The organism is Vibrio sp. Y2-5, assembly GCF_014596725.1.
In the GTDB taxonomy this organism is placed as follows: domain Bacteria; phylum Pseudomonadota; class Gammaproteobacteria; order Enterobacterales; family Vibrionaceae; genus Vibrio.
The window spans coordinates 15,341-29,846 of record NZ_JACVEG010000014.1 but is presented as its reverse complement, the minus strand read 5'-3'; the positions used below and the strand labels follow the sequence as shown (position 1 = coordinate 29,846).

General features: G+C 44.0%; 15 protein-coding genes. 13 read left to right on the top strand and 2 right to left on the bottom strand.

Going from position 1 to position 14,506, the window contains the following annotated elements:
- Window positions 1-17 precede the first annotated feature (17 nt).
- Both dnaN and dnaA read right to left on the bottom strand, forming a co-directional pair.
- Window positions 18-1,118, bottom strand: a complete 1,101-nt coding sequence (dnaN, locus tag HUO09_RS20635) for a DNA polymerase III subunit beta (protein ID WP_167412267.1) — start codon at window positions 1,116-1,118, stop codon at window positions 18-20.
- A gap of 60 nt (window positions 1,119-1,178) precedes the next feature.
- Window positions 1,179-2,582, bottom strand: coding sequence for a chromosomal replication initiator protein DnaA (gene dnaA / locus HUO09_RS20630; protein WP_167412268.1), 1,404 nt, complete (start codon window positions 2,580-2,582; stop codon window positions 1,179-1,181).
- A gap of 297 nt (window positions 2,583-2,879) precedes the next feature.
- Here dnaA and HUO09_RS20625 point away from each other — a divergent pair, with 297 nt between their 5' ends.
- The 13 genes from HUO09_RS20625 to HUO09_RS20565 all read left to right on the top strand — a co-directional run bounded on the left by HUO09_RS20625 (window position 2,880) and on the right by HUO09_RS20565 (window position 14,325).
- Window positions 2,880-3,629 carry an amino acid ABC transporter substrate-binding protein gene (locus tag HUO09_RS20625; protein WP_167412269.1) on the top strand — a complete coding sequence of 250 codons (750 nt, stop codon included), beginning with the start codon at window positions 2,880-2,882 and terminating at the stop codon, window positions 3,627-3,629.
- Between the two features lie 66 nt (window positions 3,630-3,695).
- A complete protein-coding gene (locus tag HUO09_RS20620; protein WP_167412270.1) occupies window positions 3,696-4,367 on the top strand; it encodes an amino acid ABC transporter permease in 672 nt (223 codons plus the stop codon).
- On the top strand, window positions 4,364-5,101 hold the full coding sequence (locus HUO09_RS20615; protein ID WP_167412271.1) for an amino acid ABC transporter ATP-binding protein: 738 nt from the start codon (window positions 4,364-4,366) through the stop codon (window positions 5,099-5,101). The genes HUO09_RS20620 and HUO09_RS20615 overlap by 4 nt, the downstream gene beginning before the upstream one ends.
- A gap of 251 nt (window positions 5,102-5,352) precedes the next feature.
- Window positions 5,353-5,490: a 50S ribosomal protein L34 gene (gene rpmH, locus HUO09_RS20610; protein WP_004728723.1), complete on the top strand. Its 138-nt coding sequence runs from the start codon at window positions 5,353-5,355 to the stop codon at window positions 5,488-5,490.
- Window positions 5,491-5,536: 46 nt separating this feature from the next.
- Window positions 5,537-5,860: a ribonuclease P protein component gene (gene rnpA, locus HUO09_RS20605; RefSeq protein WP_237292831.1), complete on the top strand. Its 324-nt coding sequence runs from the start codon at window positions 5,537-5,539 to the stop codon at window positions 5,858-5,860.
- Entirely contained in the window at window positions 5,827-6,084 is a 258-nt protein-coding gene (gene yidD, locus HUO09_RS20600) for a membrane protein insertion efficiency factor YidD (protein ID WP_081878773.1), read from the top strand. Before rnpA ends, yidD begins: the two co-directional genes overlap by 34 nt.
- Before the next feature lie 2 nt (window positions 6,085-6,086).
- On the top strand, window positions 6,087-7,709 hold the full coding sequence (gene yidC / locus HUO09_RS20595) for a membrane protein insertase YidC (protein WP_188235178.1): 1,623 nt from the start codon (window positions 6,087-6,089) through the stop codon (window positions 7,707-7,709).
- Window positions 7,710-7,807: 98 nt separating this feature from the next.
- Window positions 7,808-9,169 carry a tRNA uridine-5-carboxymethylaminomethyl(34) synthesis GTPase MnmE gene (gene mnmE, locus HUO09_RS20590; RefSeq protein WP_188235177.1) on the top strand — a complete coding sequence of 454 codons (1,362 nt, stop codon included), beginning with the start codon at window positions 7,808-7,810 and terminating at the stop codon, window positions 9,167-9,169.
- 11 nt (window positions 9,170-9,180) lie between these two features.
- Entirely contained in the window at window positions 9,181-9,618 is a 438-nt protein-coding gene (gene mioC, locus HUO09_RS20585; RefSeq protein WP_188235176.1) for an FMN-binding protein MioC, read from the top strand.
- 485 nt (window positions 9,619-10,103) lie between these two features.
- Window positions 10,104-11,999 carry a tRNA uridine-5-carboxymethylaminomethyl(34) synthesis enzyme MnmG gene (gene mnmG, locus HUO09_RS20580; protein WP_188235175.1) on the top strand — a complete coding sequence of 632 codons (1,896 nt, stop codon included), beginning with the start codon at window positions 10,104-10,106 and terminating at the stop codon, window positions 11,997-11,999.
- The gene (gene rsmG, locus HUO09_RS20575) at window positions 11,999-12,628 is read left to right on the top strand and encodes a 16S rRNA (guanine(527)-N(7))-methyltransferase RsmG (protein WP_167412275.1); all 630 of its coding nucleotides are present in this window, start codon (window positions 11,999-12,001) and stop codon (window positions 12,626-12,628) included. Before mnmG ends, rsmG begins: the two co-directional genes overlap by 1 nt.
- A 14-nt stretch (window positions 12,629-12,642) precedes the next feature.
- Window positions 12,643-13,416: a ParA family protein gene (locus HUO09_RS20570; RefSeq protein WP_167412276.1), complete on the top strand. Its 774-nt coding sequence runs from the start codon at window positions 12,643-12,645 to the stop codon at window positions 13,414-13,416.
- A gap of 24 nt (window positions 13,417-13,440) precedes the next feature.
- Entirely contained in the window at window positions 13,441-14,325 is an 885-nt protein-coding gene (locus HUO09_RS20565) for a ParB/RepB/Spo0J family partition protein (RefSeq protein ID WP_167412277.1), read from the top strand.
- Window positions 14,326-14,506: the final 181 nt, after the last annotated feature.

Sequence of the window (14,506 nt, the reverse complement as noted above, 5' to 3'; positions counted from 1 at the left end):
GCGTAGTTAACTCTTGGTTACAGGCGAATAGGCATCACGACGTACATCGCGCTGTCATCTTCCGCATTTTCCACCAGCGCACTAGCGTTGGCATCTGACATAGAGATACGCACGTTATCACAACGAAGAGTGTTCAACACATCTAGGATGTAGCTTACGTTGAAGCCGATCTCAATTGCGTCGCCTTCGAAGGTAACATCTAGCACCTCTTCCGCTTCTTCCTGTTCCGGGTTGTTTGCTGTGATGCGCATTTCGTTGTCATCCAGATTCACACGTACACCACGGAATTTTTCATTGGATAAAATTGCAGCGCGTGAAAAACACTGACGCAACTCGTCACAGTTCGCAAGCAATACTTTGTTGGTACTTTGCGGCATTACGCGTCGATAATCAGGGAAACGGCCATCAACTAGCTTAGAAGTGAAGACAAAGTTGTTCACATCCGCACGCAGATTTGAGCTACCAATTTGCAATACCACAGATTGTTCTGGAGCATCCAGCAGCTTCACTAATTCCAATACACCTTTGCGCGGCAAGATGATCTGCTTGTGAGCGAAATCGGCACCTAATTCGGTTTGGGAAACCGCCATACGGTGACCATCAGTTGCCACACTGCGAAGCGTACTGCCATCAATTTCAAACAACATACCATTTAAGTAATAACGCACGTCTTGGTTTGCCATCGAAAACTGAGTTTTCTCAATCAGGCCACGCAATTCTGCCTGAGTGAGTGAGATTTCAACTTCACTTTGCCAATCTTCAATATTTGGGAAATCGTTCGCAGGCAATGTCGCCAATGAGAAACGGCTGCGACCAGAGCGCACCTGAATACGATCACCTTCCAAAACAACGGTGATCACTGCAGAATCGGGCAGACCTCGGCAAATATCGAGAAATTTACGTGCAGGAACGGTAATACTGCCCGCTTCAAAATCCCCTTCCAACGTCACCCGACTGATCAGTTCAACTTCCAAATCCGTTGCCGTCATCGACAATTGATTATCTTCAACTTTCATCAGCAAATTGCCTAAGATAGGCAGTGACGCACGGCCACCTAAAGTGCCGGATACTTGTTGTAGAGGTTTAATGAAGTGGCTACGTTCGATAGTAAATTTCATAGTGTGCTCTTAAACGATAGACGGATTAACGACGCAAAATCAGCGCAAACTATAGCGCAATTATGATGAAAGCGTACGAATCAAGTTCGAGTAGTCTTCTTTTATGTCGTGGCTCTCTTCGCGTAGTTGCTCGATTTTACGACATGCGTGAAGCACAGTGGTATGGTCGCGACCACCAAAAGCATCACCAATTTCTGGCAAGCTGTGGTTAGTCAGCTCTTTGGCTAGCGCCATAGCTAACTGACGAGGACGCGCAACTGAACGTGAGCGGCGTTTTGATAACAGATCCGCCATTTTGATTTTGTAGTATTCAGCAACCGTCTTTTGGATGTTATCAATGGTGACCAGTTTTTCTTGCAGCGCTAACAAGTCACGCAGCGCTTCACGAACAAAATCAATCGTAATTGGACGACCGGTAAAGTTCGCATTGGCGATAACACGGTTAAGTGCTCCTTCCAACTCACGAACGTTTGAACGCAGACGTTTCGCAATAAAGAACGCCACTTCATCTGGAAGATGGATTTGGTGATCTTCCGCTTTCTTCATCAAAATCGCCACGCGAGTTTCTAACTCTGGTGGTTCAATCGCGACCGTTAAACCCCAACCAAAGCGAGATTTAAGGCGATCTTCTACACCGTTAATCTCTTTTGGATAACGGTCAGAAGTTAAGATGATTTGCTGGTTACCTTCCAACAAGGCGTTGAAAGTATGGAAGAACTCTTCTTGAGAGCGCTCTTTATTGGCAAAGAATTGAATATCATCGATCAATAACGCATCAACGCTACGGTAGTAACGTTTAAATTCTTCAATCGCGTTATTTTGCAGTGCTTTAACCATGTCCTGAACGAAGCGCTCAGAGTGCATGTAAACCACTTTTGCATTCGGTTTGTTATCGACAATCGCATTACCCACAGCGTGTAAAAGGTGAGTTTTACCTAAACCTGTACCGCCGTATAAAAATAGAGGGTTATACGCAGCTCCCGGATTATCCGCGACCTGACGAGCCGCCGCCAAACCTAACTGGTTCGATTTACCTTCAACGAAGTTATTGAACTTATGTTTAGGGTTCACGTTTGAGCGATAAGTGATATCCGTTTCAACAGATTCATCATCCCATGTTTTATGAACAGGACGACGCTGAGCAAGTTGAGCTGGCGCAGATGATTCTGCTGCCACGTCTGCAGCAGAGCGCTTTGGCGCTGGCTTCGCAGCCGCTACAGGTTTACTACCCACTTCAAAACGTAGGCTTGGTACATCGTTGCCACAATATTCTCTCAACAATAAGTTAATGTTGTTGATGTACTTATCGCGAACCCAATCAAGCACAAAACGGTTAGGGGCAAACAAAGTGAGAGTATTATCATTGAGCTCCGCTTGTAGCGGACGAACCCACATGCTGAATTCTGCTGCTGGTAATTCTTCTTGAAGCTGTTGCAAGCATTGCAACCATAGCGAAGATGACACGGTGCTCTCACTCTAATCTGATGATCGATAAAGGTTGATAATTCTACCTGTTGATAACTAAGATCGCCAGCAATTGATCGAAGATCCAGTGAATAAGATCAAAGTTATTCACAATATTTCCTTCTCAATTGTCAAGATCTACATAAACATCCCCATTTTTACCCACATATCCCAGAAAATTAGTGAGTTATCCCAAAATAAAAACTTATTATGGTTATTGTTAATAACATAAGGTTATTTGTTCTGAACTCACATTTACCAGTAACATTCTGCCCTATATTCATTCGGAGTTAGAAAATGAAAAACTGGATTAAACTAGCAGTGGCAGCACTTGTTCTAGCCGCTTCTACAGCTCAAGCAACCACAGATATTAAAGTCGGCATGTCTGGCCGTTACTTCCCATTTACATTTGTTAAGCAAGACCAACTGCAAGGTTTTGAAGTGGATGTATGGAATGAAATCGCCAAACGTAACGATTACAAAGTAGAGTTTGTCACTTCAAACTTCTCAGGCTTATTTGGTCTGCTAGAAACAGGCCGCATAGATACGATTTCTAACCAAATCACAATTACCGATGCTCGTAAAGCGAAGTACCTGTTTGCAGACCCGTATGTTATTGACGGTGCTCAGATCGCAGTTCGCAAGGGTAATAGCAGCATCAAAGGTATTGAAGACCTAGCAGGCAAAACCGTTGCGGTTAACCTAGGTTCAAACTTTGAACAGCTACTACGTGATTACGATAAAGACGGCAAAATCAACATTAAGACTTACGACACAGGCATTGAACATGATGTTGCTCTTGGCCGTGCTGACGCATTCGTGATGGACCGTCTATCAGTACTAGAAACCATCGAGAAAACAGGTCTACCATTGCAACTTGCAGGCAAGCCTTTCGAAACCATCGAAAACGCTTGGCCATTCCTGAACAATGAAAAAGGCCAGAAGCTACAAGCTGAAGTTAACCAAGCGCTTGCAGCTATTCGTGCAGACGGTACTCTAAGCACAATCTCGAACAAGTGGTTTGGCACTGATATTACTAATAAATAAGCTAAGCTGTAGTGATTAAGGTGGGATTGTATGATCCCGCCTTTTGTTGTCTTTAAGGGGAAGTAAATGGGTTTTGACTTTCAATACATGCTGGATCTGATGCCGATACTGCTCAAGTATCTTGGCACCACCATGGAAATGGCGACATGGGGAATGTTTTTCTCACTGATTCTTTCTGTCATTTTGGCCAACATTCGAGTGTTCAAAGTTCCGGTGCTCGATCAACTTAGTCAGCTCTACATCAGCTTCTTCCGTGGTACGCCACTATTAGTACAGCTATTCCTTCTTTATTATGGTTTACCACAAATATTCCCGATCCTAGTTGGGATTGATGCTTTCAGTGCCGCAATCATTGGTATCACATTGCATTTCTCCGCTTATATGGCGGAAAGTATTCGAGCGGCGATTATTGGTATTGATCGTAGCCAAATGGAAGCTAGCCTCTCTGTGGGAATGACCACCAGTCAAGCCATGCGTCGCATTATATTACCGCAAGCAACACGTGTGGCTTTGCCATCACTGATGAACTACTTCATTGATATGATTAAGTCGACCTCCCTCGCCTTTACTTTGGGTGTTGCGGAAATTATGGCTAAAGCTCAGATGGAAGCATCTTCGAGTTTTCGCTTTTTCGAAGCATTCCTAGCGGTAGCATTGATTTACTGGGCTGTGGTTGTGGTTCTAACACGAGTACAGATTTGGGCTGAAAACAAACTCAACAAGGCGTATGTAAGATGATCAACTTAACTAACATTCACAAACGCTTTGGCGATAGCGAAGTTCTCAAAGGCATCGATCTCTCTATTAATAAAGGAGAGATCATCGTCATTATCGGCTCAAGCGGTACAGGCAAATCCACTCTGTTGCGTTGTGTTAACTTCCTAGAACAAGCAGACCAAGGGACGATCACTATTGATAATGTGACCGTGGACTGCCAAACACACAGTAAATCGGAAGAACTCGCACTCAGACGCAAAACAGGCTTTGTGTTTCAGAACTACGCCTTGTTCTCACATATGACAGCAAGACAGAACATTGCTGAAGGTCTGATTACAGTGAAAGGCTGGAAAAAGAGCGATGCTTTCGCTCGTGCTCAGCAGATACTTGATGATATTGGACTTGGAGACAAGGGAGACAGCTACCCTTCAGCGCTTTCTGGTGGTCAGCAGCAACGTGTCGGTATTGGCAGAGCAATGGCTCTACAACCTGAATTACTACTGTTTGATGAGCCAACATCTGCACTGGATCCAGAATGGGTAGGTGAAGTTCTTGCATTGATGAAAAAACTCGCCACGCAACATCAAACAATGTTAGTGGTTACTCACGAGATGCAGTTTGCCAGAGAAGTCGCGGATAGAGTGATCTTCATGGCTGAAGGTAATATCGTCGAGCAAGGTTCTCCACAGGATATTTTTGGTAATCCACAGGATCCTCGTTTAAAGAAATTCTTAAATATGGTTGGGATCGAATAAGGATCCTTGAGATTTTACCGAGACTCCGTATAATCGCCCGACCGGAAAACCGAAGCCTCGATTTCTTAGTAATTTGAGAAACTGAACAGGACTTCGGCAAACCCAATCATTGACACCTTTTGTGACAGTGATTACAATTCCGCCTCTTTGTTGAGAGGCGTCGGATAGTCCTTTCTTTATATAAAGAGAAGACACAAAGCCCACGCCGGGTTTAACAAACCTAAAAACTACTGATCAGTAAGGTATTTACAATGAGCAAACGCACTTTTCAACCTACAGTTCTAAAGCGCAAGCGTACTCACGGTTTCCGTGCTCGCATGGCGACAGCGAACGGTCGTAAAGTAATTAATGCACGTCGTGCAAAAGGCCGTAAGCGCCTTTCAAAATAATCCATAAATTATTTTGAGTACGTACGCATTCAATCGGGAGTTACGCTTGTTAACTCCCGAGCATTATAAAAATGTCTTTCAGCAAGCTCATCGAGCTGGCTCTCCTCATTTCACAATCATTGCCCGCAACAATAATCTTTCTCACCCTCGTTTAGGTTTAGCTGTTCCAAAAAAACAAATTAAAACTGCCGTCGGTCGTAACCGCTTTAAGCGTTTATCTAGAGAAAGTTTTCGTCTTCAACAGCACAAACTTCCTAATAAAGATTTTGTTGTAATAGCGAAAAATAGCGCGCAGTATTTGAGCAATGAAGAACTATTTACTTTGTTCGAAAAGTTATGGCAACGCCTATCTCGCCCTTCACGTGGATAGCCATTGGTTTAGTAAAACTTTACCAATGGACTATTAGTCCGCTAATCGGCCCTCGATGCCGGTTTACTCCAACCTGTTCCTCATATGCGATAGAAGCACTGAGAGTTCACGGTTTTGTAAAAGGGTGTTGGTTATCTGGCAAACGTCTATTAAAATGCCACCCTTTGAATGAAGGCGGGTTTGACCCCGTTCCACCGATCCAAAAACACGACAGAGATAATTAACGATGGATTCTCAACGTAATATCCTGTTAATCGCTTTGGCTCTGGTTTCTTTTTTACTCTTCCAACAATGGCAAGTAGCTAAGAATCCAGCTCCGCAAGCGGTTGAACAGGCTCAATCAGGCAATACAGTACCTGCACCATCAATTGCAGATGAGTTTGACCCAGCACCATCTCAAACTAGTGCTGTTGCAAAAACGATTACCGTTACTTCAGATGTACTAACTCTGTCTATTGACACAGTTGGCGGTGATGTTGTTTCTGCAAAACTTAATAAATATGCAGAAGAACTAGATTCAGAGACTCCATTCCAACTACTTAAAAATGAGCAAGGACACCAGTTTATTGCTCAAAGTGGCTTGATCGGTCCTCAAGGCATCGACCTAAGCAGCACAACACGTCCAAATTATCATGTTGATGCTGACAGCTACACGCTAGCGGATGGTCAAGACGAACTTCGTGTTCCAATGACTTATTCAGCTAACGGTATCGAGTACACCAAAACGTTCATCATCAAACGCGACAGCTATGCTATCGATGTTGAATTCAACGTTGTTAACCACTCTGGCAGCAACGCGACTATGGGTATGTACGCGCACTTACGTCAAAATCTACAAGATTCTGGCGGTAGCCTAGCAATGCCAACTTACCGTGGCGGTGCATACTCAAGTGAAGATACTCGTTACAAAAAGTACAGCTTCGACGATATGCAAGATCGTAACCTGTCTATCAACCTACCAAACGGTACTGGTTGGGCAGCGATGATCCAACACTACTTCGCAACTGCGTGGATTCCACGTAACGAACCTGGTACTAACATCTACTCTCGTATTATCGGTAACTTAGCTGATATCGGTATTCGTATGCCAAACAAAACTTTGGCTGATGGTACTCAAGAAACCTTCACATCAACGCTATGGGTTGGTCCAAAACTGCAAGATGCAATGGCTGCGGTTGCACCAAGCCTAGACCTTGTAGTGGATTACGGTTGGTTATGGTTCATCGCGAAACCTCTACACTCACTGCTTTCTTTCATTCAAGGCATTGTAGTGAACTGGGGTCTAGCAATTATGTGTCTAACCTTCATCGTTCGTGGTGCTATGTACCCACTAACCAAAGCTCAATACACATCTATGGCGAAAATGCGCATGCTGCAACCTAAGCTGCAAGCAATGCGTGAACGTATTGGCGACGACCGTCAACGCATGAGCCAAGAGATGATGGAACTGTACAAGACAGAGAAAGTAAACCCACTTGGTGGCTGTTTACCAATCTTCCTACAGATGCCAATTTTTATCTCGCTATACTGGGCACTGATGGAATCTGTTGAACTACGTCACTCACCATTCTTTGGTTGGATTCATGACTTGTCAGCACAAGACCCATACTACATTTTGCCTCTATTGATGGGTGCAAGTATGTTTATGATCCAGAAGATGAGCCCAACGACAGTCACTGATCCAATGCAACAAAAGATCATGACTTTCATGCCGGTGATGTTCACATTCTTCTTCCTGTTCTTCCCTTCAGGTCTGGTTCTTTACTGGTTGGTATCGAACGTCGTGACTCTGATTCAGCAGACTTTGATTTACAAAGCGCTAGAGAAGAAAGGCTTACACTCCAAGTAAGTTAATGATGAATCAGCAAAGGCGGCCAAAAGGTCGCCTTTTTGTTTTTTGCTGATTACAATGACGCTAATTCGAAATGTATTTAGGTAACAACCTTTATGACGACTGATACCATCGTTGCTCAAGCAACAGCCCCAGGACGAGGCGGTGTAGGCATTATCCGTGTCTCAGGTCCAAAGGCGGCTCAGGTTGCTTTAGAAGTAACGGGACGCACGTTAAAGCCGCGCTATGCGGAATACTTGCCATTCAAAGATGAAAGTGGTCTGGAACTAGACCAAGGCATCGCGCTTTACTTCCCTAACCCAAATTCATTTACTGGCGAAGACGTATTAGAGCTACAAGGTCATGGTGGTCCTGTAGTCATGGATATGCTGATTAAGCGTATTTTGAAGATATCAGGTGTACGTCCCGCACGGCCAGGTGAGTTCTCTGAGCGTGCATTCCTTAATGACAAAATGGACTTAACCCAAGCAGAAGCTATTGCGGATTTAATTGACGCCAGCTCCGAAGAAGCGGCGAAATCAGCACTGCAATCTTTGCAAGGTCAGTTCTCACAACGCATCAACACGCTGGTGGAATCGCTAATTCACCTACGTATCTATGTGGAAGCCGCCATTGACTTTCCAGAGGAAGAAATTGATTTCTTGGCCGATGGTAAAGTCTCCACCGACCTGCAATCGATTATTGATAACCTGAATGCCGTACGTAAAGAAGCCAACCAAGGCGCAATTTTACGTGAAGGTATGAAAGTCGTGATTGCTGGCCGTCCAAATGCGGGTAAATCCAGCCTGCTGAACGCTTTATCTGGTAAAGAGTCTGCCATTGTTACAGATATTGCAGGTACTACGCGTGACGTCTTACGTGAACATATCCATATTGACGGTATGCCATTGCACATCATTGATACTGCGGGTCTGCGTGATGCTTCCGATGAAGTAGAAAAAATTGGTATTGAACGCGCTTGGGACGAAATAAAGCAAGCAGACCGTGTATTGTTCATGGTCGACGGTACCACAACGGATGCAACGAACCCTGAAGATATTTGGCCAGACTTCGTTGATCGTCTGCCAGACAATATGGGTATGACGGTGATTCGAAACAAAGTGGATCAAACCGGCGAAACACTGGGTATTTGCCATGTGAGTACGCCAACATTGATCCGCCTTTCCGCGAAAACTGGCGAAGGTGTGGAAGCACTGCGCACGCACTTAAAAGAGTGTATGGGCTTTTCTGGTAATCAAGAAGGCGGCTTTATGGCGCGTCGTCGCCACCTAGACGCACTAGAGCGTGCCGCAGAGCACCTAGACATAGGTCAGCAACAACTTGAAGGCTACATGGCTGGTGAAATCTTAGCGGAAGAGCTGCGTATTACTCAGCAACACTTAAACGAGATTACGGGCGAATTCAGCTCAGACGATCTGTTAGGCCGAATCTTCTCATCTTTCTGTATTGGTAAATAAAGCGGAGCATTATGATCCATATAATTACAGGTAGCACCCTTGGTGGCACTGAATATGTAGGTGATCATCTCAGTGACTTACTTCAAGAGCAGTCATTGGAAACAACGATCCACAACCAACCTGCATTTGAAGACATTCCAGCAGACGGTACTTGGCTAATCGTCACCTCAACTCATGGTGCCGGAGATTATCCAGATAACATTCAGCCTTTTATCGCAGCATTACAAAATACACCACCGAGAACCAACAACTTAAAGTTTGCGGTTGTTGCAATTGGTGACTCAAGTTATGACACCTTTTGTGCCGCAGGCAAACATGCTCAAACACTGCTTGAGGATATAGGTGCAACGCCGATATCAGATTGCTTCACCATCGATGTTCAAGAGCATCCGGTACCTGAAGATGCTGCGGAAGAATGGCTACAAAGCATCATCCACCAGCTCAAATAAGTACTCAATAAACAAGAAACAGCAGCGGAAACGCTGCTTTTTTTATGCTTGTAAGAAAATAAATTTAAAATTGAACTGTAAACTTATTCAATATTGATGCTATTTCAAACAAATCACTTGTGGATAACTACACTGTTATCCGGTGATCAACCTATAGTTATCCCAATAACAACTTTGATCACTTTAGGTGGGTGTGTATAAGTACCTATTTTGATCCCAGCTAATACGCAATAAGATCATGTGTAGATCACAAGTTCTGATCCGTTAAAGATCCATGATCTTGTTGATCATTTTCCACTTATCCACAGAGATCGTCGATCCTAATAGTAAGAGTAATAAAAGATCTCTATATAAAGATCTTATATATATTAAGTAATCGGTAGTGACAGGAAAATATAGAAAAGCGATTTTCTAGACTTAGGAAAGAGGGTAGAATACGCCTCTTTTGTTTAACTCTTAATCTCATTGAATACCTGAGGTCGTTCATGCTTTATCACGAAAAATTTGACGTCATTGTGGTTGGTGGCGGTCACGCAGGAACGGAAGCCGCTCTCGCAGCCGCACGTACAGGACAAAGTACGTTACTTCTAACGCATAATATTGACACGCTAGGACAGATGTCTTGTAACCCAGCGATTGGTGGCATTGGTAAAGGCCATTTAGTTAAAGAAGTAGATGCTATGGGTGGTTTAATGGCGCAAGCTATTGACCATGCAGGTATTCAGTTCAGAACACTGAATGCTTCTAAAGGACCAGCTGTTCGTGCAACTCGTGCACAAGCTGACCGAGCTTTATACAAAGCCTATGTTCGCAGCGCTTTGGAAAACACACCAAATCTGACTCTTTTCCAACAGTCAGCAGATGATCTTATCGTTGAAAACGATCAAGTGTTGGGTGTGGTAACCCAGATGGGTGTTAAATTCCATGCTAAAGCGGTTGTATTAACCGTAGGTACCTTCCTTGGAGGAAAGATCCATATCGGTATGGAAAACTTCTCTGGGGGCCGTGCAGGCGATCCACCATCGATCGCTTTAGCGGATCGACTACGTGAATTACCTTTCCGAGTTGATCGCTTGAAAACGGGTACGCCACCACGTATTGACGCAAACAGTGTCGATTTTTCTGTGCTGGAAGCTCAACATGGTGATAACCCAACGCCTGTTTTCTCATTTATGGGTAAACGCGAACAACACCCGCGTCAGATTCCTTGTTACATCACTCATACTAATGAGCAAACACATGATGTGATTCGTTCTAATCTCGACCGCAGCCCTATGTATGCGGGTGTGATTGAAGGTATTGGTCCCCGTTACTGTCCTTCAATCGAAGACAAAGTGATGCGTTTTGCTGACAAGAACAGCCACCAAATCTTTATTGAACCAGAAGGTTTGAACACAACTGAACTTTATCCAAATGGTATCTCCACCAGTTTACCTTTTGATGTACAGGTTCAAATTGTTCGTTCAATGAAAGGTTTTGAAAACGCACACATCGTTCGCCCGGGTTATGCGATCGAATACGATTTCTTTGATCCCCGTGATTTGAAACAGACTTACGAAACTAAGTTTATTCAAGGTCTGTTCTTTGCTGGACAAATTAACGGTACAACTGGTTACGAAGAAGCAGCTGCTCAAGGTTTGATGGCCGGTTTGAACGCAAGTTTGTACAGCCAAGGCAAAGAAGGCTGGAGCCCACGCCGTGATCAAGCCTACATGGGCGTACTGATCGACGATCTATCGACCATGGGTACGAAAGAACCGTACCGCATGTTCACATCACGTGCTGAATACCGTTTGTTACTTCGTGAAGACAACGCTGATCTTCGTTTAACAGAGAAAGCGCGTGAACTCGGTTTAGTTTGTGATGAGCGTTGGGCTCGTTTCAATCAGAAAATCGACAATATGGAAAAAGAACGTCAGCGCCTAAAAGAGACTTGGATGAATCCAAACTCGAAAGGCATTGATGCTCTTAACGCGCTGCTCAAAACGCCGATGTCGCGTGAAGCGAGTGGTGAAGATTTACTCCGTCGTCCAGAAGTGGATTACGATGCACTAGTTTCTCTGCCTGAGTTTGGTCCTGCGCTTGAAGATGCAGAAGCTGCTGAACAAGTGGAGATTCAGGTTAAGTACGAAGGCTATATCGAGCGTCAGAAAGACGAGATCGAGAAATCTTTGCGCCATGAAAACACTAAATTGCCAGCGGATCTTGATTACAAGCAAGTTAAAGGCTTATCGAACGAGGTAGTCTTGAAGCTTAACACTGCCAAACCTGAAACGGTTGGCATTGCGTCACGTATATCTGGTGTTACTCCAGCTGCGATCTCTATCTTGTTGGTTCATCTGAAAAAACAAGGCATGTTGAAGAAAGGAGAGGCGGCTTAATGGATTTACGCGCTAAATTAGATTCGTTAATCGCCAAAACAGACTTAGACGTATCAGAAAAACAACGTGAGCAACTGCTTGGTTATGTTGGACTGCTGAATAAGTGGAATAAAGCGTATAATCTTACATCGGTAAGAGACCCTGCGGATATGTTGGTGAAACATATCCTTGATAGCATCGTGGTGAGCCCTTACCTTGATGGTGAGCGCTTTATTGACGTTGGAACAGGGCCAGGTTTACCTGGCATTCCTCTGGCGATCATGAATCCAGATAAGAATTTTGTCTTACTGGATAGCTTGGGTAAGCGCATTCGTTTTATTAAGCAAGTTTTGCATGAGCTGGGTTTGGCTAACGTTGTTCCTGTTCAGAGCCGTGTTGAAGAGTTCGATCCTGAAGGCGGTTTTGACGCCGTTCTAAGTCGAGCTTTTGCTTCTATGTCTGATATGGTTGAGTGGTGCCAGCACTTACCGCGAGCTAATTCAGGGGTGTTTTTTGCCCTTAAAGGACAACTACCTCAGGAAGAGATAAGCCTGTTACCTGAATGGTGTTCTGTGACCGATGTCAAAGCTTTGAAAGTTCCAGAGTTAGAAGGCGAGCGTCATCTTGTAATCTTATCCCGAAAGGGATAACAGCGAGGCATACCGTGGGTAAAATCGTAGCGATCGCCAACCAGAAAGGTGGCGTAGGAAAAACAACAACTTGTGTTAATTTAGCGGCCTCTATGGCTGCCACTAAACGTAAAGTTCTGGTGATAGATCTTGACCCTCAAGGTAACGCCACTATGGCAAGTGGTGTAGACAAGTACCAAGTCGACGCGACGGTTTACGAATTTTTAGTGGAAGACGCACCATTTGAAGACGTGGTATGCCGTAACACCGCCGGACATTATGACTTGATCGCTGCCAATGGCGATGTAACTGCTGCAGAAATCAAATTGATGGAAGTTTTCGCTCGCGAAGTCCGTCTAAAGAACGCTTTATCAGCAGTTCGTGATAACTATGATTTCATCTTTATTGATTGTCCTCCTTCTTTAAACCTTCTTACAATCAACGCGATGGCAGCAGCAGACTCTGTGTTAGTGCCAATGCAATGTGAGTATTTCGCATTAGAAGGTTTAACGGCGTTAATGGATACCATTAGCAAACTTGCTGCGGTAGTGAACGATAAATTGAAAATCGAAGGCTTACTTCGCACCATGTACGATCCTCGTAACCGATTGGCCAACGAAGTTTCCGATCAGTTGAAGAAGCATTTTGGCAACAAAGTCTATCGTACCGTTATTCCTCGTAATGTCCGCCTCGCTGAAGCGCCAAGTCATGGTAAACCTGCCATGTATTACGATAAGTATTCCGCGGGTTCTAAAGCTTATTTAGCTTTAGCTGGAGAAATGCTTCGTCGCGAAGAAGTTATCGCTTAACACAGAATAAAGGAATTCGTTTACATGTCGTCCAAACGTGGTTTAGGAAAAGGACTGGATGCGTTATTGGCAACCAGTTCTCTTGCTCGTGAAAAGCAACAAGTCGCAACACACAGCCAAGAGCTGTCTTCTGACGGTGAACTGCAGGATATCGCGATTGCGAGCTTGAAACCGGGTATTTACCAACCCCGTAAAGATATGTCTCCTGAAGCTTTGGAAGAGCTGTCTGCATCCATCCAATCTCAAGGTATTATTCAGCCTATTGTTGTTCGTCCATTAAATACCGGTGGTTACGAAATTATTGCAGGTGAACGTCGTTGGAGAGCGGCAAAACAAGCAGGTTTAAAACAAGTACCTTGTTTGATCAAACCTGTCGATGATCGTGCGGCGATCGCGATGGCATTGATCGAAAATATTCAGCGTGAAGATCTTAACGCAATTGAAGAGGCTCAAGCTTTAGAGCGTTTGCAAGATGAATTTAAACTGACTCACCAACAAGTCGCAGATGTGATCGGTAAGTCGAGAACAACGGTCAGTAACCTACTTCGTCTTAACCAGTTGGCAGATGCTGTTAAGCATTTAGTTGAAACCAAACAGTTAGAGATGGGACATGCTCGTGCTCTGTTAATGCTGGAAGGTGAACAACAACAAGAGATTGCAGAGCGAGTTGCTAAGAAACAATTAACAGTGCGTCAAACTGAGCAATTAGTGAAAAAATGTCTCTCAGACGTAACTGAAGAAAAAAATGTGCTTGAAGACGTAGAAACACAACAAATGTCACAAAAACTGAGTGAAAATTTAGGTGCAAAAGTGTCAATTGTTCGTTCCAAAAATGGTAAATCAAAGGTAACTATTAGCCTTGATGAACCCCAGAAGCTAGAGCAATTGGTTGCAAAGTTGCAAGCCTAAATGACATAATCCGGCTGCGTCACATATTTGAGAAAAAAGAATTTTGTGTGAAAAATGTTGGTTAGCAGACAAAAATGTAACATAAGATTGTAATTACGTTGCATTAGTTTTGCGCCTTCGTATAATTTTCGCGAATTTCTCAACATTACGTTTTTTTGAGTGTTGGGAATGTAACTAGAGG

What these genes read in the sequence shown, in the direction of transcription:
- HUO09_RS20615 (WP_167412271.1), top strand. Translation starts at nt 4,364, where the DNA reads ATGATCAACTTAACTAACATTCACAAACGCTTTGGCGATAGCGAAGTT.
- dnaN (WP_167412267.1), bottom strand. Translation starts at nt 1,118, where the DNA reads ATGAAATTTACTATCGAACGTAGCCACTTCATTAAACCTCTACAACAA.
- HUO09_RS20620 (WP_167412270.1), top strand. Translation starts at nt 3,696, where the DNA reads ATGGGTTTTGACTTTCAATACATGCTGGATCTGATGCCGATACTGCTC.
- yidC (WP_188235178.1), top strand. Translation starts at nt 6,087, where the DNA reads ATGGATTCTCAACGTAATATCCTGTTAATCGCTTTGGCTCTGGTTTCT.
- HUO09_RS20625 (WP_167412269.1), top strand. Translation starts at nt 2,880, where the DNA reads ATGAAAAACTGGATTAAACTAGCAGTGGCAGCACTTGTTCTAGCCGCT.
- mioC (WP_188235176.1), top strand. Translation starts at nt 9,181, where the DNA reads ATGATCCATATAATTACAGGTAGCACCCTTGGTGGCACTGAATATGTA.
- rpmH (WP_004728723.1), top strand. Translation starts at nt 5,353, where the DNA reads ATGAGCAAACGCACTTTTCAACCTACAGTTCTAAAGCGCAAGCGTACT.
- HUO09_RS20565 (WP_167412277.1), top strand. Translation starts at nt 13,441, where the DNA reads ATGTCGTCCAAACGTGGTTTAGGAAAAGGACTGGATGCGTTATTGGCA.
- mnmG (WP_188235175.1), top strand. Translation starts at nt 10,104, where the DNA reads ATGCTTTATCACGAAAAATTTGACGTCATTGTGGTTGGTGGCGGTCAC.
- yidD (WP_081878773.1), top strand. Translation starts at nt 5,827, where the DNA reads ATGGCAACGCCTATCTCGCCCTTCACGTGGATAGCCATTGGTTTAGTA.
- rsmG (WP_167412275.1), top strand. Translation starts at nt 11,999, where the DNA reads ATGGATTTACGCGCTAAATTAGATTCGTTAATCGCCAAAACAGACTTA.
- mnmE (WP_188235177.1), top strand. Translation starts at nt 7,808, where the DNA reads ATGACGACTGATACCATCGTTGCTCAAGCAACAGCCCCAGGACGAGGC.